Source organism: Paraburkholderia sp. PAMB 6770 (genome assembly GCF_057748135.1).
In genome coordinates this window covers 430192-453595 of sequence record NZ_CM173238.1, presented here as the reverse complement: position 1 = coordinate 453595, position 23404 = coordinate 430192, and the positions used below count along the sequence as shown (strand labels likewise).

Sequence of the window (23404 nt, the reverse complement as noted above, 5' to 3'; positions counted from 1 at the left end):
CAAAAAACAACGGACCGTACGCCAGTCGGCAGGAACCGCCGCGCTTAGCTACAATCCCCTACTGATTTACCCTGACAGCGCCCGCGTTCTCGCCCCGAAACGCGCGCTGGCCGCGCGACGCGCGCCTTCCCCCCGCACTCCCATGCCTTTGCCTCTGCTTGCGCTCGCCGTCGCGGCGTTCGGAATCGGTACGACCGAATTCGTCATCATGGGACTGCTGCCCGACGTCGCGCGCGACCTGGCCGTCTCGATCCCGGCCGCCGGCATGCTGGTCTCCGCCTACGCGCTCGGCGTGACGATCGGCGCGCCGATCGTCGCGATCGCCGTCGCCGACATGCCGCGCAAGAAGGCCCTGCTCGCCCTGATCGGCGTGTTCATCGTCGGCAATCTGCTGTGCGCGGTGGCGCCCGGCTACGGCATCCTGATGATCGCGCGCATCGTCACCGCGTTCTGTCACGGCGCGTTCTTCGGCATCGGCTCGGTGGTCGCCGCCGGGCTCGTCGCGCCGAACCGCCGCGCGCAGGCGATCGCGCTGATGTTCACCGGCCTCACGCTCGCGAACGTGCTCGGCGTGCCGCTCGGCACCGCGCTCGGGCAGGCGGTCGGCTGGCGCGCGACCTTCTGGGCGGTGACCGGCATCGGCGTGCTGGCCGCCGCCGCGCTCGCCGCCTGCCTGCCCGCGAAGATCGAGATGCAGAAAACCAGCCTGATCCACGAGTTCGGCGTGCTGAAGAACCCGCAGGTGCTGATGGTGCTCGGCATCAGCGTGCTCGCGTCGGCGAGCCTGTTCTCGACTTTCACGTACATCACGCCGATCCTCGAACAGGTCACCGGCTTCACGCCGCACGCGGTCACGCTCGTGCTGCTGCTGTTCGGCCTCGGGCTGACGGTCGGCAGCACGCTCGGCGGCAAGCTCGCGGACTGGCGGCTGATGCCGTCGCTGGTCGCGCTGCTGCTCGCGATCGCGGTGATCATGACGATCTTCGCGGGCACGATGCATGCGGTATTCCCTGCGCTCCTGACCATCTTCCTGTGGGGGGTGCTCGCCTTCGCGATCGTGCCGCCGCTGCAGATGCTGATCGTCGACCGCGCGAGCCAGGCCCCCAACCTCGCCTCGACGCTCAATCAGGGCGCGTTCAATCTCGGCAACGCCACCGGCGCGTGGCTCGGCGGCCTCGCGATCGGCGCGGGCGCGCCGCTCACCGCGCTGCCGTGGGTTGGCGTCGCGGGCGCGATCGCCGCGCTCGCGCTGACGTTGTGGTCGGTTTCGCTCGAACGGCGCGCACAGCGCTGCGCGGTGCCGGGCTGACGCGCCGCGCCCACGCGCGCCGAACCGGCGAACGCAGCGCACCGGCCCGTGGACCGTCGGGCGGCTGAAAAAACGGCTGATGAAAGCGCCTGATGAAAGCGGCCGACGACGGGCCGCTGACGACGGCCGCTGACGAAAGCGGCTAATGAAGACCGCTGCCGACGGACGGCGCGGCGCCAGCCAGCCAGCCAGCCAGCCAGCCAGCCAGCCAGCGTAAACCCGGATTCTCCGCAAGAATCCCGGATGGCGGAGCCGATTTTGTTCATGCAGGCTTTCAGCGGACTGCTAACATCGAAAGATGCGGCATCGCGCCGCACTTCCTGTCCACGACGCGCCATCCACGCCTTCATGATTTCGCAAACCGTCGACGAACTCGTTGCCCGCGCCGGCTCCCATCCGTTTCTCGGCAAGCATCTGACCATGGGGGACGGCGCGCATCACGGCTGCGCGCTCGCGCGCTACGGGGATCTCGCGCTCGCCAGCGCCTATGAGCCGATCTTCGACATCAGCGTGCACGCGCACGCCCAGTCGCTGTCGTCCGCGCCGTTCAGCGGCGACCGGTTCGGCGACGAACTCGGCTTCGAGGCGCTCACGCTGCACGACAGCGGCGCGCCGTTCGACCCGTTCGAGCACATTCAGGACGATCCCGAACTCGTCACCGTGGACCGGCTCGCGCGCGCCATGCATGCGCTCAATTTCTTCGGCGCGCAGCGTCACGGGCTGCTGTTCCTGAGGGTGCACGAGCGCCTGCTGAAGAGCGTCAAGTACGATCACGGCCGGCACTTCTCGACCGTGCTGATGTCGTTCGGGCTGAGCCCCGCGCGCGTCGTCATCGAGCTGCCCGGGGCGGCCGTCGCGCATCGCACGTTCCTCGGCTATCTGACGAAAAGCTACCAGCACTACGGCTTCAAGGTCGCGGGGAATCTGCCGAACGCCGGACAGATCCTGTCGATATCGGACATGGCGCGGCTCGACTTCATCAAGATGAACGCCGCGCACGCACTGCGCGACTCGATGGTGAAGCCGCTGGTGGGATACGCGAACCGGCTGCGGATCCCGCTGATCTTCGATCACGTGACCACCGAAGCGCAATTCGATCTGCTCCAGCAGTACGACGTGCGCTTCGTCCAGGGGCCGCTGTTCATCGTGCACAGCCACGACGGCGCGGTCTGAGGGGACCCGCCCGCCTGCGCCGCCGCCCCAGGGCGCCCTGGGTGAGGCAGCGCGGTGCGGCCTCAGACCGTCTCGCCAAGCCGGCGCGCGAGCGCCTTCAGGCGCGGCGCGACGGCTTGCCGGAAACACGTCTCGTCCATCGACGACGCCGGTCCGCTGCAGCTCAGCACGAGCCAGCGGCCATCGCGCGGCTCGCGAAACGACACCGCGACCGCATTCACGTCGTCATGCCACGCGCGAAACGAGTAGCAGCAGCCTTCGTCCGCGAACGCATCGATTTCCTTTTGTGCGTCGGCCAGTTCGCGCGCGCCGCGCGGCCCGGCGGCCTTGCGCAGTTCGACGAGCAGCGCGGCGCGGGCGTCCGGCGGCTGCACCGCCAGATACGCGCGGCCCATCGAACTGGTCAGCATCGACAGCTTCGAGCCCGCCGCGAGCCCGAGCGTGAGCGCGGTCTCGCTGCGGATCGTCTCCAGATAGATCATGTCGAGCCCGTCGCGGCAGCCGAGCGACACCGCCGCGCCGACCTCGCTCGCAAAGGTGCGCATGTGCGGCCGCGCGAGGTCGAGCGTGTCGCTGCCCGACAGCAGCGCGAAACCGAGCGACAGCACGCCTGCGTCGAGCGCATATTTGCCGAGCGTCTCGTCGAGGCGCAGGTAGCCGAGCACCGTCAGCGTGTACGCCAGGCGGTTGACGGTCGCTTTCGGCAGGCCGGTACGCTCGACGAAGTCGCGGTTGCCGAGCAGCGTCTCGCCGGGCCGGAACGCGCGCAGCAGATCGAGACCGCGCGCCAGCGCCACGACGAACTTGCGCTCGTCGAGCGCATCGGGGGGAGTGGATAGGGGCGTCATCGGGTGGTACACTTCGGTGTCTTTTGCAAAACATTGTTCCGCTTAGCGGAACTTAAGTCAAGTACCGTCAAGTACCGACTTCACGTCCCGCGTTATACGGAATTCGATTCAGGAGATACGCATCATGGCCGACGCCGCGCAGTTCCACTGGGAAGACCCGCTGCTGCTCGATCAGCAGCTCGCCGAAGACGAACGGATGGTGCGCGACGCCGCCGCCGCCTACGCGCGCGACAAGCTCGCGCCGCGCGTGCTGGAGGCCTTCCGCCACGAGCGCACGGACGCCGCGATCTTCCGCGAGATGGGCGAGCTCGGCCTGCTCGGCCCGACGATCCCCGAACAGTACGGCGGCCCCGGCCTGAACTACGTGAGCTACGGCCTGATCGCGCGCGAGGTGGAGCGCGTCGATTCCGGCTACCGGTCGATGATGTCGGTCCAGTCGTCGCTCGTGATGGTGCCGATCCACGCGTTCGGCTCCGATGCGCAGAAGGAAAAATACCTGCCGAAGCTCGCCACCGGCGAGTGGATCGGCTGCTTCGGCCTGACCGAGCCGAACCACGGCTCCGATCCGGGCAGCATGGTCACGCGCGCGAAGAAGGTCGAGGGCGGCTACCGGCTGTCGGGCGCGAAGATGTGGATCACGAACTCGCCGATCGCGGATGTGTTCGTCGTCTGGGCGAAGCTCGAGGAGGACGGCAAGGACGCCATCCGCGGCTTCATTCTGGAGAAAGGCTGGAAGGGGCTGTCCGCGCCCGCGATCCACGGCAAGGTGGGCCTGCGCGCGTCGATCACCGGGGAGATCGTGCTCGACGACGTATTCGTGCCGCACGAGAACCTGATGCCGGACGTGAGCGGCCTGCGCGGTCCGTTCACCTGTCTGAACTCGGCACGCTACGGCATCGCATGGGGCGCGCTCGGCGCGGCCGAGGCGTGCTGGCACACGGCGCGCCAGTACGTGCTCGACCGCAAGCAGTTCGGCCGGCCGCTCGCGGCAAACCAGCTGATCCAGAAGAAACTCGCCGACATGCAGACCGAAATCACGCTCGGGCTGCAAGGCGTGCTGCGTCTCGGGCGAATGAAGGATGAAGGCACCGCGGCCGTCGAAATCACGTCGATCATGAAGCGCAACTCATGCGGCAAGGCGCTCGACATTGCGCGGCTCGCGCGCGACATGCTCGGCGGCAATGGCATCTCGGACGAATTCTGCGTGGCGCGGCACCTGGTGAACCTGGAGGTCGTCAACACGTACGAAGGCACGCACGACATCCACGCGCTGATTCTCGGCCGTGCGCAGACGGGCATCCAGGCGTTCTTCTGAGCGTCGCCGGCCGCGTGCCGCGCGGCGATGCGCGAAAAAAGAAAGGCCAACCCTGTGCGGTTGGCCTTTTTTTCATGCCGACTGGCCGCCTGCGGGCGGCGCCGCCTAGCGGTTCGGCTGAGGCGTGAGCCGCAGATACGGCCGCAGCGCCTTATAGCCCTTCGGGAATTTCTGACGGATCAGATCTTCGTCTTTCAGCGACGGCACGATCACGACGTCATCGCCCTGCTTCCAGTTGCCCGGCGTCGCGACCTGGTAGTGGTCGGTGAGCTGCAGCGAGTCGATCACGCGCAGCACTTCGTCGAAGTTGCGCCCGGTGCTCGCGGGATACGTGATGATCAGACGCACCTTCTTGTTCGGGTCGATCACGAACAGCGAACGGACCGTGAGCGTCTCGTTCGCATTCGGATGGATCATGTCGTAGAGCTGCGAGACCTTGCGGTCGCCATCCGCGAGGATCGGAAAGCCGACGCTCGCCGCCTGGGTTTCGTTGATGTCCTTGATCCATTCGTTGTGCGACTCGGCGCTGTCTACCGACAGCGCAATCGTCTTCACATTGCGCTTTTCGAATTCGCCCGCGAGCTTCGCGGTCAGGCCGAGCTCGGTCGTGCAGACGGGCGTGAAGTCCGCCGGATGCGAGAACAGCACGCCCCAGCTGTCGCCCAGCCATTCGTGGAACCTGATGCGGCCAATGCTCGAATCCTGCTCGAAGTCCGGAGCGATATCGCCAAGACGTAAACTCATGATCCATCTCCTGTGTGTGGTTGGACGGGCACGCAGGCCGACGCCTGCGCCAGGTTATCAATCTAGAGCATACGGGAGGCCAGGTACACCCTGAACAAACTTCGCGTCACACCCTTATGAATTTTTGTAATTTTCTCGCGAATGGAGGAAACTTTACGTGCCAGATCAACTCCATCAGGGTTCGCAGACGCGCGCATTGTTCCGTCTGGGTGCGGCGCGTGCAGAGGTGAGCAAGGCGGGAACGTTTCGTGCGGCCCGGATGCACGCGCCGGCATGTCGCGCGCGCACCGTACGACGCACTCGCCAGCGGCGATTACTTTCGTTACGATTAATTGCGTGACGCGAAAAGATGGGAGCAGTCAATGTCGGAAGTCAACAAGGAGAGATTGATGTCGGATATCAAAACCGTCCTCGCGGACGCTGAGGATCTGCTGAAACAGGCCGCGAGCGCCACCGGCGAGCGCGCTTCCGAATTGCGTGAAACCGCGCTCTCGCGCCTGAAGCAGGCACGCGAAAAAGCGGCCGACGTCCAGGTCGTCGTGGTCGAAAAAGGCAAGAAGGCCGCGCGCGCAACGGACGACTACGTGCACGAGCACCCTTGGACGTCGATCGGCATCGCCGCCGGCGTCGGCGTGCTGGTCGGCCTGCTGATCAACCGCAAGTAAGCGTCGCGGCCCGCAGTACCGGGCCGCGGCGCCGGTGCGCCCGCGGTCCCGGGCCGGACGGCTCCGCCCGGCTCGCGTTTTCCATCCAGCGCACCTGAGGCGCCACGCGCTCAAGCCATGACGAACGACACACAATCGCACCGCGCGGACCACAGCCCCTTGCGCCGCCTCGTCGGCTCCCTGTTCGCGATCCTGCAGACCCGTCTTGAACTGATCGGCATCGAGCTTGCCGAGGAAAAAGGCCGGCTGCTGGGCGCGCTGTTTCTCGGCCTCGCCGCCATGATGCTGGCGACGATGGCGCTGATCGCGCTGACCGCGCTCGTCGCGATCGCGTTCTGGGACACCTACCGCTGGCAGTCCCTCGCGTGCATCACGGCAATCTACGCGATCGCCGCCCTGCTCTGCGCGCTGAAGGCACGCAACAGTCTGCATGCTTCGCCGGTCATCTTCGAGGCCACGCTCGCCGAATTCGAAAAGGACCGCGAAATGTTTCGGAAGCCGTAAGGTCGTCCGCGCGCACCCGCTGTGCGCGTCCCTTTCCTGTCCATTGACGCCGCCCGCCATGAGCACAAGCCGCCACAACGCCCCGTTTTCCAGCAAGCGTCCGACGTCGCGCGACCTGAGTGCGCCGCAACTGCGCGCGCTGCGCAAGGAGTTGCTGCTGCTGCGAGCGGACGTCGAGCGCATGGAGTTCGCCGAGGCCGCCTCCGAATTGCGCCAGACCGTCACGCACTTTCGCTGGCTCAAGTTCGTGCTGCCCGGTGTCGCGGCGCTGCGCGAGCGCAAGGGCCCCGGAATCGGCACGCTCCTGAAGGAATATCCGCTGGTGAGCTCGCTGATTTCGCTGGTGCTGGCCAAACCGTTGCGCGCGACCCTCGCCCGCAGCGCGCGGCCGGCGCTCAAATGGGGGAGCCTCGCGTTCGCCGGATGGGAAGCATGGCGCATCTGGCAGCAGATCAAGGCCGACGCCGAGGCCGAGGCGAACGCCGACGAAGCCGGCGACACGCAAACGGAAGCGAGCGGCTGAGGATGCGGCGGCGACTGGCCAATGCGCGCAATGGATCGAACGATGCGCGAGCGGCAACCATGACCCACGACGTTACCCTCCATTCCAGCACACCACCGCATCCGGGGGCGCGGCGCCGTCGCTCGTGCGGTTGGTACGCAGACCTGTCGCATCGAGAATGAACGTTCCACAGGCGTCGTCGTGCATCGGTCCGGCCGCGGCTGGACGCGCCTCGAGCGCGTAGCCGCCGTTCGTGTCGTCAGCGGGCAAGACACTGAGCTGATAGATTGCCGCGCCCGCTGCCGGCACCTGATCGAGCCCGGCCGGCAAGGCCCCCGGATCGCCGGGCGCGGCTGCTTCGACGAACTGCGCCGCGCGATACAGGGCGGACGCCGCGTCGATCCGGTACGAACGCATGACCTGCCGGTGATACGAAGGGATTGCGAACGCGACCAGCACGGCCGCGATCGCAAGCGCAATCACGAGTTCAAGCAGCGTAAATGCAGCACGATGCGATTTCATGACTCTCCCCTCAGAACGGCCGCGACGCGACACGGCGCCAGTGCCGCTCGACGTTGGCGCCGTCGACCACCAGTTCGAGCTGTAGCCAGGCCTGTGAGGCCTGCGCGGCGCCGAAACCGCGTGCGGTAATCAGGTAGACATGCACCTCGGGACGCGTCGCGAGTCGCCATGCTTCGACGAGGCACTGCGGCGGCTGGATCGAGCCCGGCCATTGCGCGACGGGCGTGAACGCGCCCGCGCCAAATGTGCCGGCGTTTTTCCAGCCACCCGGCTCGATGTCGACGGGCGGACTCACCGGTGCCGCACCGGCGATCACCGCGCGTTCGCATAGGCTCAGCGCCGAGTCCGCCGCATGGAAGGCCTGCAGCGCGTCGCGCTGGTTAGTTCCCGCGCGCATGCCCGCCAGCGACGACTCGAACCACGCGGCGGACCCGGTCAGCATCATCGCCGCAATCAGCAAAACCACCGGCAACGCCGCCCCGCGCCGGCGCATCCCGTCTGTCCGGGCGGCGGCCGTGCACGTATCACGAGTGCGACGGCGCGTCATGATGGCATCGCCTCGTTGTTGCGCAGCGCGATGCGTCGCCAGAACGCCTGTCTTGCGCGAAAGTCCGTGCCGAGCACGCTCGCGCCGTCGCAATCGAGATAGCGAACGCGCTGGCCTTGAGGCGCGCCGCGCACCAGCACGCAAACGTCCACCACCACGACATCCGGCCACTGATCCGGCGCCAGCGCGGACGCATCGAGCGCCGATGGCGCCCCGGCCGTCCAGTAACGGACGCGCAACCGTTCGACGCCCTCCACGAGCGGCTGCGCGGTCCCGACCCTGCCGCTGCCTTCGCAATACAGTTCGTACTCGCCGGTCGAACCGCTCTGCTTCGCATAAAACCGGTTGACGACAGGCACCCCGCCCGCCTCGCCAGGCGCGTTGCCGGCGCCCGGCGCCTGCCCGAGGCAGTCGGTGGGTTGCCCGCTCGACGATGGCCAGGTCGAGACGCCGTCCGCGACATAGCGCACCGCGATGCCGTCCGAACGGCCGCTGAGCGGCTCGCACGCGAGCGCGTCGTCGGCCCCCGTCGGGCGCGCGCCCGAGCAGCCGAACAGCGCGGGACGCGTGCGCGGTTGCGGCGCGTCGGCCGGAACGAACCCGGTCATCTGGACCTGCTGACCAACGAGCGTCAGCGCGGCGAGACCCGCCTCGCGCATCTGCATCGCGTCATTCGCGCGCGCGAGAGCCGCACGCTGCGAACGGTAGAGCGACACCGCACCTGCTGTCACGACGAGACCCAGCGCCATGGCGATCATCAGTTCGGCGAGGGTATGGCCGGCGCAACCGCCGTTACCCGAAGCGCTGCTGCGCCGCCTGATGAGCGACCCCATGCGCCGCGTCATCGCGCGAACGCCAGTGCCACGCACGCGACACCGGCGGGCGCATCTGCGACACCGCACGCGTCCGGTTTGTCGATGTACTCGGTCGAAGCCGGTGGCCGGGACGATGCGGACCAGGTGGCGCGAGCGGCCTCTACCCCGGCGCCCACGGCGACGAGCGCGATTTCGCCATTCGGAAGCAGGCCTGCTGCCCGCGCCTTCAACACCTGCAAGGCCGCGTCGCTGGCCGATGCACGCGCGGACTCGGCTGCGGCGTCGGCCAGCCACGCTGCATGCTCGCGCTGCGCCGCGGCGCGCGCCTCGCGGGTCATCCAGAGCTGCGCCGCAATCAGCCCAAGCGCGGTCACCGCTGTCACCACGACGGCCAGCATCACCTCGATCAGCGACGCACCACGTATCCGCATTGCACGCCGGGTCGTCATGATGATGCTCCGCACGCACCATCGGTCATGCGCGGCCGCCCTCCTGCGGCGATGCGCAGGCAACGCCGCCACGGGTTGCCCTCGACTGCGCGCGACAGCGCGAGCGGCGCGAAATCGAAACTGCGAAAACTGCCGATCAGTTGCCCTGCCGGCGGCGTGAACGTCAGGCTGGTTTGCGTACCGGCAATGCTCACCGCTGCCAGTTCCGGCTGTGCCCGAAGTATCGTCGGCGTGCCCTCGCGCTCGACGATCACTGCCCATCCGCATGACCAGTCGGCCACACCGGTCCGGCAGGACTGGCCGCTCGCAAGACAGCGGCGTGCCGCATCGATACGGCACACGGTCACGCGTACACCACGCCGGATTGCCTCGCTGCGGGCATAGGCCAGGGTCGAAAACAACGCCCGGGCACGCGCGTCGACCTGGTCGCGCACATGCCATGCGACAAACGACGGCATCGCGACCAGCGCGACGACTGCGAGTATCGTCACCACCACGAGCGTCTCGATCAGCGTGAAACCCCCGCCACGGCAAGCTGGAAAATCTGCAACCCCATTCATCTGCATTCCTTAATTTATGACGAATGCAGACAATGTAGCGGCGCAGTTCACTGCGGACAATTAGCCGGATGGCCGAGTCGCGTCACGCGCGCCCAGCCGCGACAATGACACCGGAAACCATGCAGGAAAGGAGGGGAAAATGAATACGCGGATGCCCGCGCGCTCAGCGCTTGCGGGGGGTAGGCGCAGGAGGCGCCGAGGCGCGGCGGAATTCCTCGATCACGTCCTCGAACTCGGAAACGTCTTCAAAGCGCCGGTATACCGAGGCAAAACGGACATACGCAATCGTGTCGAGTTCGCGCAACTCATGCATCACGAGTTCGCCCAGGCGCTCGCTGCGGACTTCGCGCTCGCCGCTGCCGAGCAACTGGTACTCGATACGCGCGACCGCCGCGTCGATCGCCTCGGCGGCGACCGGACGTTTGCGCAACGCGAGCTTCATGCTCGCAACGATCTTGCGGCGGTCGAATTCGGTCCGGCTGCCGTCCTTCTTGACAACCGCCGGCAGTGCCAGCTCGACCCGCTCGTACGTCGTGAAACGCTTGTCGCAGGCCGGGCAGCGGCGCCGCCGGCGAATTGCCGCGCCGTCCTCGGATACGCGGGAATCTACCACCTGCGTATCGTCATGCCGGCAGAACGGGCAGCGCATCGCAGCTTACCCGTAGACCGGGAAGCGCTGCGTCAGCTCGGCAACCTGGGTGCGCACGCGCTCGATCGTCGCGGCGTCTTCCGGGTTGTCCAGCACGTCCGCGATCAGGTTCGCCACCTGCTCGGCTTCCTTCACGCCAAAGCCGCGCGTGGTCATCGCCGGCGAGCCGAGGCGGATGCCGCTCGTCACGAACGGCTTTTCCGGGTCGTTCGGGATCGCGTTCTTGTTGACCGTGATATGCGCTGCGCCGAGCGCCGCTTCCGCTGCCTTGCCGGTGATGTGCTTCGCGCGCAGGTCGACCAGCATCACGTGACTCTCGGTACGGCCCGACACGATGCGCAAGCCGCGCTTGACGAGTGCTTCCGCGAGCACCCGCGCATTGTCGACGACCTTCTGCTGGTAGTCCCTGAATTCCGGCGACAGCGCTTCCCTGAAGGCAACCGCCTTCGCCGCGATCACGTGCATCAGCGGGCCGCCCTGGATACCCGGGAAGATCGCCGAATTGATCTGCTTCTCGTACTCCGCCTTCATCAGGATCACGCCGCCGCGCGGGCCGCGCAGACTCTTGTGCGTGGTGGTCGTGACGAAGTCGGCGTGCGGCACCGGATTCGGGTAGACGCCCGCGGCGACGAGACCCGCGTAATGCGCCATGTCGACCATGAAATACGCCCCGACCGATTTCGCGATTTTCCCGAGGCGCTCGAAGTCGATGCGCAGCGCGAATGCGGATGCGCCCGCGACGATCAGCTTCGGCTTGTGTTCCTGCGCGAGTTTTTCGGCCGCTTCGTAGTCGATGTCTTCCGCTTCGTTCAGGCCGTAGCTGACGACGTTGAACCACTTGCCCGACATGTTGACCGGCGAGCCGTGCGTCAGGTGGCCGCCATGCGCGAGGCTCATGCCCATGATCGTGTCGCCGGGCTTGAGCATCGCGAAGAACACGCCCTGGTTGGCCTGCGAGCCGGAATTCGGCTGCACGTTCGCCGCCTCGGCGCCGAACAGCTGCTTCACGCGGTCGATCGCGAGCTGCTCGACGATATCCACGTATTCGCAGCCGCCGTAGTAGCGCTTGCCGGGGTAGCCTTCAGCGTACTTGTTGGTGAGCTGCGAACCCTGCGCGGCCATGACCGCCGGGCTCGTGTAGTTTTCCGACGCGATCAGCTCGATATGGTCTTCCTGGCGGCGGTTTTCCTGCTCGATCGCCTGCCAGACTTCGGGATCGACGCTGGCGATGGTGCTATGGGCTCTGTCAAACATACGGGTTCCGTTGAGTGTTTTCAGGTTGACCGGATCGTGCGCGAAACGCGTAGTGGGTACGCGGCGCTGCTGGCAGCGGAGCCAGCCCTGACATGGCGGACGGGAACGCACCGCACATGCGAGTCAGGACAGCCACCAGCGGCGCAAAAACATGCGCGCAAAACACGGCTGCCCAGGCGAACGGCAAAACGGCGCCCTGCGCTTCACGGTGGGATGCTCCACCTTGAACCGGTGCGGTTCTATCGCCAGTCACGCAGGGATGAGCACGGTAGTGTATTGGAAGCGCACCGAATAGGCAACCGCGTGGAAACATGGCCCGCAAGCCTTCTGAAAGCGTCCGGCGAGGCCGCCCGGATTCCGCTCAACCGCCCGTCCGGCAAAGCGCAGGCGCGACGCGGGCGACACGCCGCGGGAGACACCCGCGAAGGGCTGTCAGCGAACCGCAATATTGCGGCCGGTCCGCGTTTGCGCGCGCGGCGCACCGGCACGGCCGCACCGCCCCGCGAATCGCGCGCGCGGGGGTGCTATCCGGTAAAATGCGCCGCATGACCAGGCTCTCCAGCACGCCCGCCGGCGAAACCGGCTTCACATGGCCGGTGCGCGTGTACTACGAAGATACCGACGCCGGCGGCATCGTTTTCTACGCCAACTACCTGAAGTTCTTCGAACGCGCGCGCACCGAATGGCTGCGTGCGTGCGGCGTCGAGCAGCAGCGGCTCGCGCAGGAAAACGGAGTTCTGTTCGTGGTGCGCAGCACGGCGCTCGACTATCTCGCGCCCGCCCGGCTCGACGACATTGTCACCGTCGTCAGCCGGGCCGGGCGGGTCGGCCGTGCTTCGGTCGATTTTACGCAGCAGGCGTGGCGCGGCGATACGCTGCTCGCCACCGGCGCCATCCGGGTCGGCTGCGTGGACCAGACCGCATTGCGTCCCGCGCCGGTGCCCGCGCCCGTACTTGCAGCCTTGCGGCGCGGTTTGCTGGGTATCGATGCAGGCAACGTGTCAACGGACAACGGCTGAATACCGTTGATACGGGGCCAGTGAACTCGTATCAAAAATGCAGCACCAATGACGGTTCGGCACGCAGCCGGCCGAAGCTTCCGCTTCCCTCACGGACAGCTTCGAACGACCTTGCAGCCGGACGCCCCTGTCGGGACGTTATAGCGAACCTATATGAACACTACCCAGGATCTTTCGATCGTTTCCCTCGTTCTCAATGCGAGCCTGCTGGCGCAAGCTGTGATGGCACTTTTGCTGTTGCTCTCGCTGCTGTCGTGGACCTTCATTTTCCGCAAGTGGTTTGCGATCCGCCGCGCGCGCGCGCAGACTGAGCGCTTCGAGCGCGATTTCTGGTCGGGCGGCGACCTGCAGGCGCTGTATCAGAGCGCCGCGAACAACCGTCACACGATCGGTGCGCTGGAGCGGATCTTCGAATCCGGCATGCGCGAATTCCTGAAGGGCAAGGAAAAGCGCCTCTCCGACCCGACCCTGATCCTCGATGGCGCACGCCGCGCGATGCGCGCCGCGTTCCAGCGCGAAATGGACGTGCTCGAAGCGAACCTCTCGTTCCTTGCGTCGGTCGGCTCGGTCAGCCCGTACATCGGTCTGTTCGGCACCGTGTGGGGGATCATGAACGCGTTCCGCGGTCTCGCGAACGTGCAGCAGGCGACGCTCGCCAACGTGGCGCCCGGCATCGCCGAGGCACTGACCGCCACCGCGATCGGCCTGTTCGCCGCGATCCCGGCCGTCGTCGCGTACAACCGCTACGCGCACGACATCGACCGCCTCGCGATCCGCTTCGAGACCTTCATCGAAGAGTTCTCGAACATCCTGCAGCGGCAGACGCACTAAGGAGTCCACGATGGCAGGCTCGTCAGTCCGATCTTCCAGCATGCGCGGCGGCCGCTCGCGTCGCGCGATGGCCGACATCAACGTCGTGCCTTACATCGACGTGATGCTGGTGCTGCTCGTGATCTTCATGGTCACGGCCCCGCTCGTCGCGCCGTCGATCGTCAATCTGCCCACCGTCGGCGGCGCATCGCCCGCGCAGCAGACGCCGCCCGTGCTCGTCAACATCCGCGCCGACGGCAACATGAGCGTCAAATACAAGGACGACAATGGCGGGATGCAGCAGCAGCAAATGACGTTGACCGATCTGGACAACTTCGTCGCCGACCGCGAGCAGACCCATCCGGATCAGCCGGTCGTGATCGCGGCGGACAAGACGGTCAAGTACGAAGCCGTGATGAACGTCATGTCCGATCTGAAGGCTCGCGGCGTCAAGCGCGTCGGGCTGCTTGTCAAATCGCAATGAGCCGCAACCACTCCGCCTACCCGCTCCAGCCGCCGCGTGAACGCGGCACGGGGCGAGCCTTTGTGCTCGCCCTGCTGATGCACGTGCTGCTCGCTTTTTTCCTGTATCACGGCATTCATTGGCAAAACAGCATGCCGGCAGGCGCGGAAGCGGAACTGTGGACCGACGTGCCCGACATGACCACGCCGCGCCCGGCGCCGCCGCCTCCCGCGCCGGTCGCCCCCGCGCCGCCGCTGCCCGACGAACAGGCCGACATCGCACTGCAGCAGAAAAAGCGCCAGCAGGAAGAAGCCCAACGGGAAGCGCAGCAACTTGCCGAGCAGCAGCGGCTTTTGCAACTCCAGCAGCAGCAGGCGGAGGCGAAGCGCGAACAGGAGCGCGCGGCCGAACAGGCTGCGCAGATCGCCGCCGAGAAGGCCGCAGACAAGCTGAAACAGCAGCAGCTGCAGGCCGAGAAGCTGCGGCAGCAGCAGGCGGAAAAGCTCAGGCAGCAACAGCTCAAGCAACAGCTCGCGCAGCAGCAGAAGGAGCAGCAGGAAGAGGCGTTGAAGCAGCAACAGTTGAAGCAGCAGCAACTCGAGGCGCAGCAGAAGGAAGCCGAGGCTGAAGCGCAGAAGAAGGAGCAGGCGCTGAAGGCGGCCAAGGCGAAGGCGGCGGCCGAGGCAGCGGCGAAGAAGCTCGACCAGGAACGCCGTGCCCGCCTCGCGCAGATGCAGGGAATGGCCGACGGCACCAGCGCGTCGGGCAACGGTCTCGCGAAGAGCGGCAACGGCAGCGGCTCGGGCGGCACGGCGACCTCGCCGGGTTACGCCGACAAGGTGCGCCGGCTCGTCAAGTCGCACCTCGTGTGGGGAGGCGAAACGCAGGGGCTGCAAACGGTTGTTGCGGTGCGCTGCGCGCCGTCGGGCACGTTGCTGAGCGCGACGATCATCCACAGCAGCGGCAACCCGCAGTGGGATGCCGCAGCGCTGCGCGCGGTGCAGCTGACCGATCCGATGCCGGTCGACGTCGACGGCAAGGCGCCGGCGAGCTTCCTCGTCACGCTGCGGCCCGCGGGATGATGCAGGGCCCGGGCGCTCCGCCACGGCGGGGGCGCCCGGGAACGAAATAATTGTTTCCGGGTCTGTTTGCTGTTATTGCATGTTCGTAATCTGATCTTTTGGGAATCCACACAGCATGAGTTTGATGACCAAGCTAGGCCTGCGGACCTTGATCGCGTCGTGCCTCATTGCGGCCGGCAGCGCCGCACACGCGCAACTCAACGTCCTCGTGACGGGCGTCGGGTCCACCCAGTTCCCCATCGCTACTGCAAATTTTGCCGGTGAAGCCAACGCGCCGCAGCAGATCAGCACCATCGTGCGGCAGGATCTGCAGCGCAGCGGCAAGTTCTCGAACATCGACGCGGGCAGCACGCCGGTGTCCGAAACCGATCCGGTCGACCTGAACGCGTGGAAGGCAAAGGGCGCGAACGCGTTCGTCGCCGGCAGCGTGAATCACCTGCCGAACGGCCAGTACGAGGTGCGCTTCAAGCTGTACGACACCGTCAAGGGCGAAAGCCTCGGCGGTCTCGTCCTCGTGAGCCCCGCAAGCGGCCTGCGCATGAGCGCGCACAAGGTGTCGGACTACATCTACCAGAAGCTGCTCGGCATCCGCGGCGTGTTCGCGACGCGCCTGTCGTACGTCGTGAAGGTCGGCAACCGCTTCCAGCTGCAGATTTCCGACTCGGACGGCCAGGACGCGCACATCGCGCTGTCGAGCCCGGAACCGATCATCTCGCCGGCCTGGTCGCCGGACGGCACGAAGGTCGCCTACGTGTCGTTTGAACGACGCAAGCCGATCGTCTACATCCACGACCTGCCCACCGGCCGCCGCTACATCCTCGTCGACCAGAAGGGCAACAACAGCGCGCCTACCTGGGCGCCGGACGGCCGCACGCTGGCTGTCGCGCTGTCGCGCTCGGGCACCACGCAGATCTACTCGGTCAACGTCGACGGCAGCGGTCTGCGCCGCCTCACGCAAGGCACCTCCATCGACACCGAGCCGGTCTATTCGCCGGACGGCAAGTGGATCTATTTCACGAGCGACCGCGGCGGCGAACCGCAAATCTACAAGATGCCGGCGCAAGGGGAAAGCGCCGGCGCGGCCCAGCGCGTCACGTTCACGGGCAACTACAACACCAGCCCGCGCATCAGCCCGGACGGCAAGGAACTCGCGTACATCTCGCGGGTGGGCGGCGCGTTCAAGCTGTACATCCAGGATCTTCAGACCGGCATTGCGACCGGGCTGACTGACACAACACATGACGAATCGCCGAGCTTCGCGGCGAACGGTCAGTACATTCTTTACGCCACACAGGTGAACGGCCGTGGCGTGTTGGCCGCGGTGTCGATCGATGGTCTCACCCGGCAGGTCCTGTCCGTTCAGGGCGGTTCAGTTCGCGAGCCGTCCTGGGGCCCTTTTATGCAATGACACACAAGGAGAGCAACAAATGATGTCCAAACTTCGTATCGCCTTTGTCGCGCTGATGGTCGGCGCACTCGCTGCATGTCACTCGGGCGTCAAGCTCGACCAGAACGCCAACAAGGGCGGCGCGATCTCGACGCAACCGAACCCGAATGCCGTGGCACAGGTGAACGTCGACGATCTGAACAACCCGAACAGCCCGCTCGCGAAGCGCAGCATCTACTTCGACTTCGACAGCTACTCGGTGAAGGACGAGTACCAGCCGCTGCTGCAAGCCCACGCCCGCTACCTGAAGTCGCACCCGGAACGCCACGTGCTGATCCAGGGCAACACCGACGAACGCGGCACGAGCGAGTACAACCTCGCGCTCGGCCAGAAGCGTGCTGAAGCCGTGCTGCACGCGCTGGAACTGATGGGCGTGCCGGATTCGCAACTCGAAGCCGTGAGCCTCGGCAAGGAAAAGCCGGTCGCGCTCGGTCATGACGAAGCGGCATGGGCCCAGAACCGCCGCGCCGATCTCGTCTATCAACAGTAATGGGTGACTAGCCGTATGACGCATCGTCTCTCCTGGCTGCGCGTTGCCGCAGCGGCCTGCGTCGCGGGCATGGCCTTGACGGCCGTGCCCGCGCACGCGGGCATATTCGACGACGACCAGGCCCGTCAGGCGATTCTCGATCTGCGCACCCGGACCGATAGCCTGGCGAGCCAGTTGGCGGCGGCCCAGCGCACCATCCTCGATCAGTCGAACCGTCTCGATCAGCTCAACCAGCAGATTGCGACGGTGCGCGGCCAGAACGAGGACCTGACCAACCAGCTCGCCACGCTGCAAAAGCAGCAGAAGGACTACTACACCGATCTCGACACGCGGCTCAAGAAGCTCGAGCCGCAGCAGGTGACGGTGGACGGAGTCCAGGGAACGGTGCAGCCCGGGGAGACCGAGGCGTTCAATACGGCTTCCGAGCAATTCCGCAGCGGCGACTACAAGGGCGCTGCCGCGGCGTTCCGCAGTTTCATCGCGAAGTACCCACAGAGCCCGTACCAGCCCACCGCGCAATACTGGCTCGGCAACGCGCTGTATGCGCTGCGCGACTACAAGGGATCGACGGCAACGTGGGAAGGCGTGGTGAAGAACTACCCGCAGCATCCGCGCGCACCCGAAGCGCTGTTCGCCATTGCCAACAACCAGCTCGAACTCGGCCAGAAGAGCGCGGCAAGGCGCACGCTTGAACAGCTTGTCTCGCAGTATCCGAACTCGGACGTCACACAGTCCGCGCAAAGCAAGCTGACGCAACTGAAATAGCGGCCCGCCCGCCGCGTGGCCCTGCCACGCACGCCTCTCGCCGGAACGCCCGGGGCTCGCGCCCCGGGCGTTTCCTTTTGTGTCCGTCCCCGGACGTACGGTTGACAGCATTGCGCCGCGGTCGCTATAATCCCGCTTCTCTTTTGGGTCGTTAGCTCAGCTGGTAGAGCAGCGGACTTTTAATCCGTTGGTCACTGGTTCGAATCCAGTACGGCCTACCAAAGAATTTTTCGTGGAATCAAGGAATTACGCCGCTTCGTCAAGCGGCGTTTTTTCTTTCTGCGCCTCCTGGCCTGACCAAAACCTGACCGTGCCCAAGTGATCGGCCAGGTGACTCAGGGCGAGGTGGGCGTGCTTCTGCACCCTCTCGATGGTTTCCCATCCCCCGAGCGCCTTGAGCACCGTCAGCGGCGTGCCGCGCCGAACGTGCCAGCTCGTCCACGCGTGGCGCAGATCATTGTTCAAACGCAAGGGCCAGACACGCGAGCGCCGTTGTCATGACCGGTTCGCTTCGAACTCTCGATGACGTCATGAATTCAGATGCTTGTTCAGCTTCGCCCTAAGCCCAGGTGAGACACCCCCCCATTGGCGGCAATGCGACGAAGCCTCGGTCCTGCGAGGTGGCACAAAGGCGCTGCGCCTCCCGTACCGCACGCCGCGACATGGCGCGGCGCCCCTGCCTGCGGGTCGTCAGCCCGACCGGCACGCCGCCGACGGGCGGCCGGGTCGCGGCGGACGCCCGGCGCGGACGCAAGGGGCCCGAGGGAGCGGACCCGATCCGTTTCGCCGATGCGAGCGTTCGGCGATAAACGCTCGCGGCAGATCGCGCGATGCGATGCGCGCCACGTGCGGCACGCATGCGAGCCGCGCGATGCATCCGCAGGAAACCGGCAACAGGACCGCACAAGCGGGCCGCCGCGGCCCGCGCGATACGCGGCTTACCGCTCGACCGCGTGCGGTTCCTTCAGCCGGTTCGCCACCCGGATCGCGTCGAAATAGGCCGCGTTCGGCGGCCGCTTCAGATAGCGCCCGGCGCCGCGCACCGCACGCAGGTCGCCGTCGGTCCACACCAGTGCGCCGCGCGCCAGCGTATGCATCGCCACGCCGCGCACGGCCATCCCTTCGAACACGTTGAAATCGACGTTCTGGTGGTGCGTCTTCGCCGAGATCGTCTTCGTCGCAGCCGGATCCCAGACCACGAGGTCCGCGTCGGCCCCCACCTGGACAGCCCCCTTGCGCGGATACAGATTGAAGATCTGTGCGGCGTTCGTCGACGTGATCCGCACGAACTCGTTCGGCGTCAGGCGTCCGGTATTGACGCCGTGATGCCACAGCACCGCCATGCGATCCTCGATGCCGCCGCAGCCATTCGGGATCTTCGTGAAGTCGTCGCGCCCCATCGCCTTCTGCGGCGCGCAGAACACGCAGTGATCCGTCGCGGTCGTATGCAGCTGGCCCGCCTGCAGCCCGCTCCACAACGCATCGCGATGAACCTGCGTGCGAAACGGCGGACTCATCACGTGCGCGGCCGCACGCGTCCAGTCCGGGTCGCGGTAGACGCTTTCGTCGATCACGAGATGCCCCGGCAGCACCTCGCCGAACACGCGCAGCCCCTCGTTGCGCGCGCGGGCAATCGCATCCACCGCATCCTTCGACGACACGTGCACGATGTACACCGGCACGCCGAGCACCTGCGCAATGCGGATCGCGCGGTTGGCGGCCTCGCCCTCCACTTCGGGCGGACGCGACAGCGGATGCGCCTCCGGCCCGGTGATGCCGCGCGCGAGCAGTTGCCGCTGCAGCTGGAACACGAGCTCGCCGTTTTCCGCGTGCACGGTCGGCAGCGCGCCGAGTTCGAGCGCGCGCGCGAAGCTGTTCACGAGCACCTCGTCATCGGCCATGATCGCGTTCTTGTACGCCATGAAATGCTTGAAGCTCGACACGCCATGCTCGTGCACGAGCGTGCCCATCTCGCGATACACGCTGTCGTCCCACCACGTCACCGCGACGTGAAAGCCGTAATCGGCCGCCGCCTTTTCGGCCCAGCCGCGCCAGTTGCGGAACGCTTCGAGCAGCGACTCGCGCGGGCTCGGGATCACGAAGTCGATGATGCTCGTCGTGCCGCCCGACAGGCCCGCCGCCGTGCCGGTATAGAAATCGTCGCTCGCGGTGCTGCCCATGAACGGCAATTCCATGTGCGTATGCGGATCGATGCCGCCGGGCATCACATACTGTCCGTGCGCGTCGACGATCGTCGCGCCCGCCGGCGCGTCGAGGCCGGGACCGACCTGCAGGATCGTGCCGCCGTCCTGCGGGTCCGCGCACAACACATCGGCACGCACGCTGCGCTCCGCGTCGATCACCGTGCCACCGCGTATCAGGGTCGTCATCTTGCTGCCTCCTCTGTGACTGCCAGGTCATTGCCGCACGCCGCCGCGCATCGCGCGCGGCACGCGCGTCGTGTACATCACGCGCTCGCCACGCGCGCGCTCGGCCCGCGGCTCAGCTTCATCCACGCGCTGTAGACGAGCGAAGCCAGCGCGAGACCGACAAACCACGCATACGTGTAGAGCGTATTGAAGAACGCCGGCACGTCGGCGAACGCGTGCGGAAACGCGGTATGCAGGAAACCCGGCAGATTCGGCAGCACGCCGATCACGAGCGCGACCACCGCGCCGGGGTTCCAGCCGCCCGTGTAGCTGTATTCGCCGTTTTCGTCGAAGAGCGCGCGCGTATCGAGGCGGGTGCCGCGAATCAGGAAGTAGTCGACCATCAGGATGCCCGCCACCGGCCCGAGCAGCGCCGAGTAGCCGACGAGCCACGTGAAGATGTAGCCCTGGGTCGTCGCAAGGATCTTCCACGGCATCATCACGATCGCGATCGTCGCGGTGATCATGCCGCCCGCGCGATAGCTGATGCCCTTCGGCCACAGGCTCGAAAAGTCGTACGCGGGACCCACGAGGTTCGCCGCGAGGTTGCAGCACATCGTATCGAGCGTGAGGATCACGAGCGCGACGCCGACGCCGATGCCGGTCATCCGGCTCGTCAGGTCGATCGGATCCCAGATCGCCTTGCCGTAGATCACCACGGTCGCGGACGTCACGACGACCGAGATCACCGACAGCAACGCCATCGGCACCGGCAGGCCGATCGACTGGCCGACCATCTGGTCGCGCTGCGTGCGCGCGAAGCGCGTGAAGTCCGGAATGTTCAGCGCGAGCGTCGCCCAGAAGCCGACCATCGCGGTGAGACCCGGCCAGAACGTGGCCCAGAACAGCCCCGCCTTCTTGCCGCCGGCCGCGAACTGCGACGGCGCCGACAGCATCGAGCCGACGCCGCCCGCCTTCGACGTCGCCCACCAGACGAGCGCAATGCACATCACCACCTTGATCGGCGCGGACCAGCTTTCGAGCCAGCGGATCGAATCGGTGCCATGCACGATGAAGTAGATCTGCAGCGCCCAGAACGCGAGAAAGCATGCAAGCTGCGCGAGCGAGATGTCGAGAAACGGCAGCGCGCTGCCGTGCAGCGCATTGCCGGTCAGGATGTTGAGCAACGTGTAGATCGCGCTGCCGCCCAGCCAGGTCTGGATTCCATACCAGCCGCATGCGACGATCGCGCGCAGCAGCGCCGGCAGCTTCGCGCCCTGGGTGCCGAACGACGAGCGCACGAGCACCGCATACGGAATGCCGTGCTTCGCGCCGGCATGACCGATCAGCAGCATCGGCACGAGCACGATCAGATTGCCGAGCAGCACCGTGAGCACCGCCTGCCAAGGCGACATGCCCTGCTCGGTGAGGCCGGCCGCCAGCATGTACGACGCGATGTTCATCACCATGCCGACCCACAGCGCGGCGAAGTGATACCACTTCCACGTGCGCCGCGCGACGCCGGTCGGCGCGAGATCGTCGTTGTAAAGACTGCTGCCTTGCACGCCGGCCGCTAGCTGCGGCTCGACGTCTTGCGCTGCCTGGTTCATGGGTGACTCTCCACTTCGTCGTTGGGGCCGGCGCCGCTTCGCAGGCGGCGTACGGGCGGATGAAAACGGACTGGTTGCGCGCGCACCGGCGAGCCTGCGTCAGGCGGCGGTCGCCGCCGGTTGCGACACCGGTTGCGGCGCAGCCGCGGGATCGACGCGCGCGGGATTGTTCGGATGCGTGGTCCAGTTCGCGAACTCGCCGGTATCCACGCGCTCCATCGTGATGCACTGCTCGACCGGGCACACGTGCATGCATAAATTGCACCCGACGCAGGCGGCGTCCACCACCTCGAAATGGCGCACGCCGTTCTTCTCGCGCGTAATCGCCTGGTGCGAGGTGTCCTCGCATGCGATGTGGCAGAGTCCGCAGCGGATGCAGCGGTCCTGGTCGATACGCGCCTTGATGTCGTACTTCAGGTTCAGCTGCGTCCAGTCGGTCACGTTCGGCACGGCGCGGCCGCGCAACGCGTCGAGATCCGCATAGCCTTTCTCGTCCATCCAGTTCGACAGCCCGTCGGCCAGATCGGACACGATCCGGAAGCCGTAATGCATCGCCGCCGTGCAGACCTGCACGCTGCCGGCGCCGAGCACGATGAACTCGGCGGCGTCGCGCCACGTCGAAATGCCGCCGATGCCGGAGATCGGCAGGTTCGGCGTCTGCGGGTCGCGGGCAATCTCCGCGACCATGTTCAGCGCGATCGGCTTGACCGCCGGACCGCAGTAGCCGCCGTGCGTGCCCTTGCCGTCGACGCTCGGCAGCGGCGCGAGCGCGTCGAGGTCGACGCCGACGATCGAGTTGATCGTGTTGATCAGCGACACGCCGTCCGCCCCGCCCTTGAAGGCCGCGCGCGAGCCGAGCCGGATGTCGGTGATGTTCGGCGTGAGCTTCACGAGGCACGGCAGCTTCGTGCCCTCCTTGACCCAGCGCGTGACCATCTCGATGTACTCGGGCACCTGCCCGACCGCCGAGCCCATGCCGCGCTCGCTCATCCCGTGCGGGCAGCCGAAGTTCAGCTCGACCGCATCGGCGCCGGTATCCTCGACCTGCGCGAGGATTTCTTTCCAGTCGCGCTCGTTGCACGGCACCATCAGCGACACGATCAGCGCGCGCTCGGGCCAGTCGCGCTTCACCTGCGCGATCTCGCGCAGGTTCACGTCGAGCGGACGGTCGGTGATCAGCTCGATGTTGTTCAGGCCGGCAATGCGCTGGCCGTTCCACTGCACCGCGCCGTAGCGCGAGCTGACGTTGACGACGTGCGGGTCGAGGCCGAGCGTCTTCCAGACGACGCCGCCCCAGCCCGCCTCGAACGCGCGGTTCACGTTATAGGCCTTGTCGGTCGGCGGCGCGGAGGCCAGCCAGAAGGGATTCGGCGACGCGATGCCGGCAATCGTACAGCGCAGATCGGCCATCTTGGGCTCCTTGGGGACTCGTTGATATCGCAGTGCGCCGGCGCGTGGCCGCGACGGCGCGTCGTCTGCCCGGATGCGGATTC

Annotated in this window: 26 protein-coding genes, 1 tRNA gene and 1 riboswitch; of the genes, 14 read left to right on the top strand and 13 right to left on the bottom strand. The window is 66.5% G+C overall.

From position 1 onward, the window contains the following. The first annotated feature begins 142 nt into the window (after nt 1–142). Together AC3AP7_RS02180 and AC3AP7_RS02175 are read left to right on the top strand one after the other, a co-directional pair. Nucleotides 143–1309 carry an MFS transporter gene (locus AC3AP7_RS02180; protein WP_475766016.1) on the top strand — a complete coding sequence of 389 codons (1167 nt, stop codon included), beginning with the start codon at nt 143–145 and terminating at the stop codon, nt 1307–1309. 348 nt (nt 1310–1657) lie between these two features. Then, on the top strand, nt 1658–2482 hold the full coding sequence (locus AC3AP7_RS02175) for an EAL domain-containing protein (RefSeq protein ID WP_475766018.1): 825 nt from the start codon (nt 1658–1660) through the stop codon (nt 2480–2482). Nucleotides 2483–2544: 62 nt separating this feature from the next. On the opposite strand, the gene AC3AP7_RS02170 is transcribed toward AC3AP7_RS02175, so the two are convergent. After that, the gene (locus tag AC3AP7_RS02170) at nt 2545–3330 is read right to left on the bottom strand and encodes an IclR family transcriptional regulator (RefSeq protein ID WP_475766020.1); all 786 of its coding nucleotides are present in this window, start codon (nt 3328–3330) and stop codon (nt 2545–2547) included. Between the two features lie 124 nt (nt 3331–3454). On the opposite strand from AC3AP7_RS02170, the gene AC3AP7_RS02165 reads away from it, so the two are divergent. Further along, a complete protein-coding gene (locus AC3AP7_RS02165) occupies nt 3455–4645 on the top strand; it encodes an acyl-CoA dehydrogenase (protein WP_475766022.1) in 1191 nt (396 codons plus the stop codon). Nucleotides 4646–4750: 105 nt separating this feature from the next. On the opposite strand, the gene AC3AP7_RS02160 is transcribed toward AC3AP7_RS02165, so the two are convergent. Beyond that, complete coding sequence (locus AC3AP7_RS02160; RefSeq protein ID WP_475766024.1) at nt 4751–5389, bottom strand: peroxiredoxin; 639 nt, start codon at nt 5387–5389, stop codon at nt 4751–4753. Between the two features lie 362 nt (nt 5390–5751). Here AC3AP7_RS02160 and AC3AP7_RS02155 point away from each other — a divergent pair, with 362 nt between their 5' ends. From AC3AP7_RS02155 to AC3AP7_RS02145, 3 genes are all read left to right on the top strand, one after another. Then, nucleotides 5752–6054 (top strand): ElaB/YgaM/YqjD family protein, encoded by a 303-nt coding sequence (locus AC3AP7_RS02155; RefSeq protein WP_475766026.1) that lies wholly within the window; start codon nt 5752–5754, stop codon nt 6052–6054. A 117-nt stretch (nt 6055–6171) separates the two neighbouring features. Beyond that, the gene (locus tag AC3AP7_RS02150) at nt 6172–6558 is read left to right on the top strand and encodes a phage holin family protein (protein ID WP_475766028.1); all 387 of its coding nucleotides are present in this window, start codon (nt 6172–6174) and stop codon (nt 6556–6558) included. A 58-nt stretch (nt 6559–6616) separates the two neighbouring features. Beyond that, nucleotides 6617–7081 carry a DUF3318 domain-containing protein gene (locus AC3AP7_RS02145; protein WP_475766030.1) on the top strand — a complete coding sequence of 155 codons (465 nt, stop codon included), beginning with the start codon at nt 6617–6619 and terminating at the stop codon, nt 7079–7081. A 72-nt stretch (nt 7082–7153) separates the two neighbouring features. Here the strand turns inward: AC3AP7_RS02145 and AC3AP7_RS02140 are convergent, their stop codons facing one another. From AC3AP7_RS02140 to glyA, 7 genes are all read right to left on the bottom strand, one after another. After that, entirely contained in the window at nt 7154–7582 is a 429-nt protein-coding gene (locus tag AC3AP7_RS02140) for a type IV pilin protein (RefSeq protein WP_475766032.1), read from the bottom strand. 10 nt (nt 7583–7592) lie between these two features. Next, entirely contained in the window at nt 7593–8048 is a 456-nt protein-coding gene (locus tag AC3AP7_RS02135; protein ID WP_475766034.1) for a pilus assembly PilX family protein, read from the bottom strand. Between the two features lie 77 nt (nt 8049–8125). Beyond that, a complete protein-coding gene (locus tag AC3AP7_RS02130) occupies nt 8126–8962 on the bottom strand; it encodes a PilW family protein (protein WP_475766035.1) in 837 nt (278 codons plus the stop codon). 8 nt (nt 8963–8970) lie between these two features. Then, nucleotides 8971–9393: a type IV pilus modification PilV family protein gene (locus tag AC3AP7_RS02125; RefSeq protein ID WP_475766037.1), complete on the bottom strand. Its 423-nt coding sequence runs from the start codon at nt 9391–9393 to the stop codon at nt 8971–8973. Further along, nucleotides 9390–9959 (bottom strand): GspH/FimT family pseudopilin, encoded by a 570-nt coding sequence (locus AC3AP7_RS02120; protein WP_475766039.1) that lies wholly within the window; start codon nt 9957–9959, stop codon nt 9390–9392. Before AC3AP7_RS02120 ends, AC3AP7_RS02125 begins: the two co-directional genes overlap by 4 nt. A 157-nt stretch (nt 9960–10116) precedes the next feature. Next, entirely contained in the window at nt 10117–10602 is a 486-nt protein-coding gene (gene nrdR / locus AC3AP7_RS02115; RefSeq protein ID WP_475766041.1) for a transcriptional regulator NrdR, read from the bottom strand. A 6-nt stretch (nt 10603–10608) separates the two neighbouring features. Continuing rightward, the gene (glyA, locus tag AC3AP7_RS02110) at nt 10609–11856 is read right to left on the bottom strand and encodes a serine hydroxymethyltransferase (protein WP_475766043.1); all 1248 of its coding nucleotides are present in this window, start codon (nt 11854–11856) and stop codon (nt 10609–10611) included. Nucleotides 11857–12019: 163 nt separating this feature from the next. Further along, nucleotides 12020–12119: riboswitch (ZMP/ZTP riboswitch) on the bottom strand. Between the two features lie 273 nt (nt 12120–12392). On the opposite strand from glyA, the gene ybgC reads away from it, so the two are divergent. The 8 genes from ybgC (at nt 12393) to AC3AP7_RS02070 (ending at nt 18153) form a co-directional block, all read left to right on the top strand. Continuing rightward, nucleotides 12393–12875, top strand: a complete 483-nt coding sequence (gene ybgC / locus AC3AP7_RS02105; protein ID WP_475767838.1) for a tol-pal system-associated acyl-CoA thioesterase — start codon at nt 12393–12395, stop codon at nt 12873–12875. A 153-nt stretch (nt 12876–13028) separates the two neighbouring features. After that, the gene (gene tolQ / locus AC3AP7_RS02100; RefSeq protein ID WP_475766045.1) at nt 13029–13706 is read left to right on the top strand and encodes a protein TolQ; all 678 of its coding nucleotides are present in this window, start codon (nt 13029–13031) and stop codon (nt 13704–13706) included. Nucleotides 13707–13716: 10 nt separating this feature from the next. Then, the gene (gene tolR, locus AC3AP7_RS02095; RefSeq protein ID WP_475766047.1) at nt 13717–14169 is read left to right on the top strand and encodes a protein TolR; all 453 of its coding nucleotides are present in this window, start codon (nt 13717–13719) and stop codon (nt 14167–14169) included. Beyond that, nucleotides 14166–15230, top strand: a complete 1065-nt coding sequence (tolA, locus tag AC3AP7_RS02090; RefSeq protein WP_475766049.1) for a cell envelope integrity protein TolA — start codon at nt 14166–14168, stop codon at nt 15228–15230. The genes tolR and tolA overlap by 4 nt, the downstream gene beginning before the upstream one ends. Nucleotides 15231–15345: 115 nt before the next feature. Continuing rightward, nucleotides 15346–16638 carry a Tol-Pal system beta propeller repeat protein TolB gene (gene tolB / locus AC3AP7_RS02085; protein WP_475766050.1) on the top strand — a complete coding sequence of 431 codons (1293 nt, stop codon included), beginning with the start codon at nt 15346–15348 and terminating at the stop codon, nt 16636–16638. 19 nt (nt 16639–16657) lie between these two features. After that, nucleotides 16658–17167 (top strand): peptidoglycan-associated lipoprotein Pal, encoded by a 510-nt coding sequence (gene pal / locus AC3AP7_RS02080; RefSeq protein ID WP_475766052.1) that lies wholly within the window; start codon nt 16658–16660, stop codon nt 17165–17167. Nucleotides 17168–17182: 15 nt separating this feature from the next. After that, a complete protein-coding gene (ybgF, locus tag AC3AP7_RS02075; protein WP_475766054.1) occupies nt 17183–17932 on the top strand; it encodes a tol-pal system protein YbgF in 750 nt (249 codons plus the stop codon). A gap of 145 nt (nt 17933–18077) precedes the next feature. After that, a tRNA-Lys gene (locus AC3AP7_RS02070) sits at nt 18078–18153 on the top strand. 25 nt (nt 18154–18178) lie between these two features. Here the strand turns inward: AC3AP7_RS02070 and AC3AP7_RS02065 are convergent. The 4 genes from AC3AP7_RS02065 to preA all read right to left on the bottom strand — a co-directional run bounded on the left by AC3AP7_RS02065 (nt 18179) and on the right by preA (nt 23321). Continuing rightward, nucleotides 18179–18397 (bottom strand): site-specific integrase, encoded by a 219-nt coding sequence (locus AC3AP7_RS02065; protein WP_475766056.1) that lies wholly within the window; start codon nt 18395–18397, stop codon nt 18179–18181. A 473-nt stretch (nt 18398–18870) separates the two neighbouring features. After that, nucleotides 18871–20322 (bottom strand): dihydropyrimidinase, encoded by a 1452-nt coding sequence (gene hydA, locus AC3AP7_RS02060; RefSeq protein WP_475766057.1) that lies wholly within the window; start codon nt 20320–20322, stop codon nt 18871–18873. Between the two features lie 77 nt (nt 20323–20399). Further along, the gene (locus tag AC3AP7_RS02055) at nt 20400–21911 is read right to left on the bottom strand and encodes an NCS1 family nucleobase:cation symporter-1 (RefSeq protein ID WP_475766059.1); all 1512 of its coding nucleotides are present in this window, start codon (nt 21909–21911) and stop codon (nt 20400–20402) included. 99 nt (nt 21912–22010) lie between these two features. After that, nucleotides 22011–23321: an NAD-dependent dihydropyrimidine dehydrogenase subunit PreA gene (gene preA / locus AC3AP7_RS02050; RefSeq protein ID WP_475766061.1), complete on the bottom strand. Its 1311-nt coding sequence runs from the start codon at nt 23319–23321 to the stop codon at nt 22011–22013. Between the last annotated feature and the right edge of the window lie 83 nt (nt 23322–23404).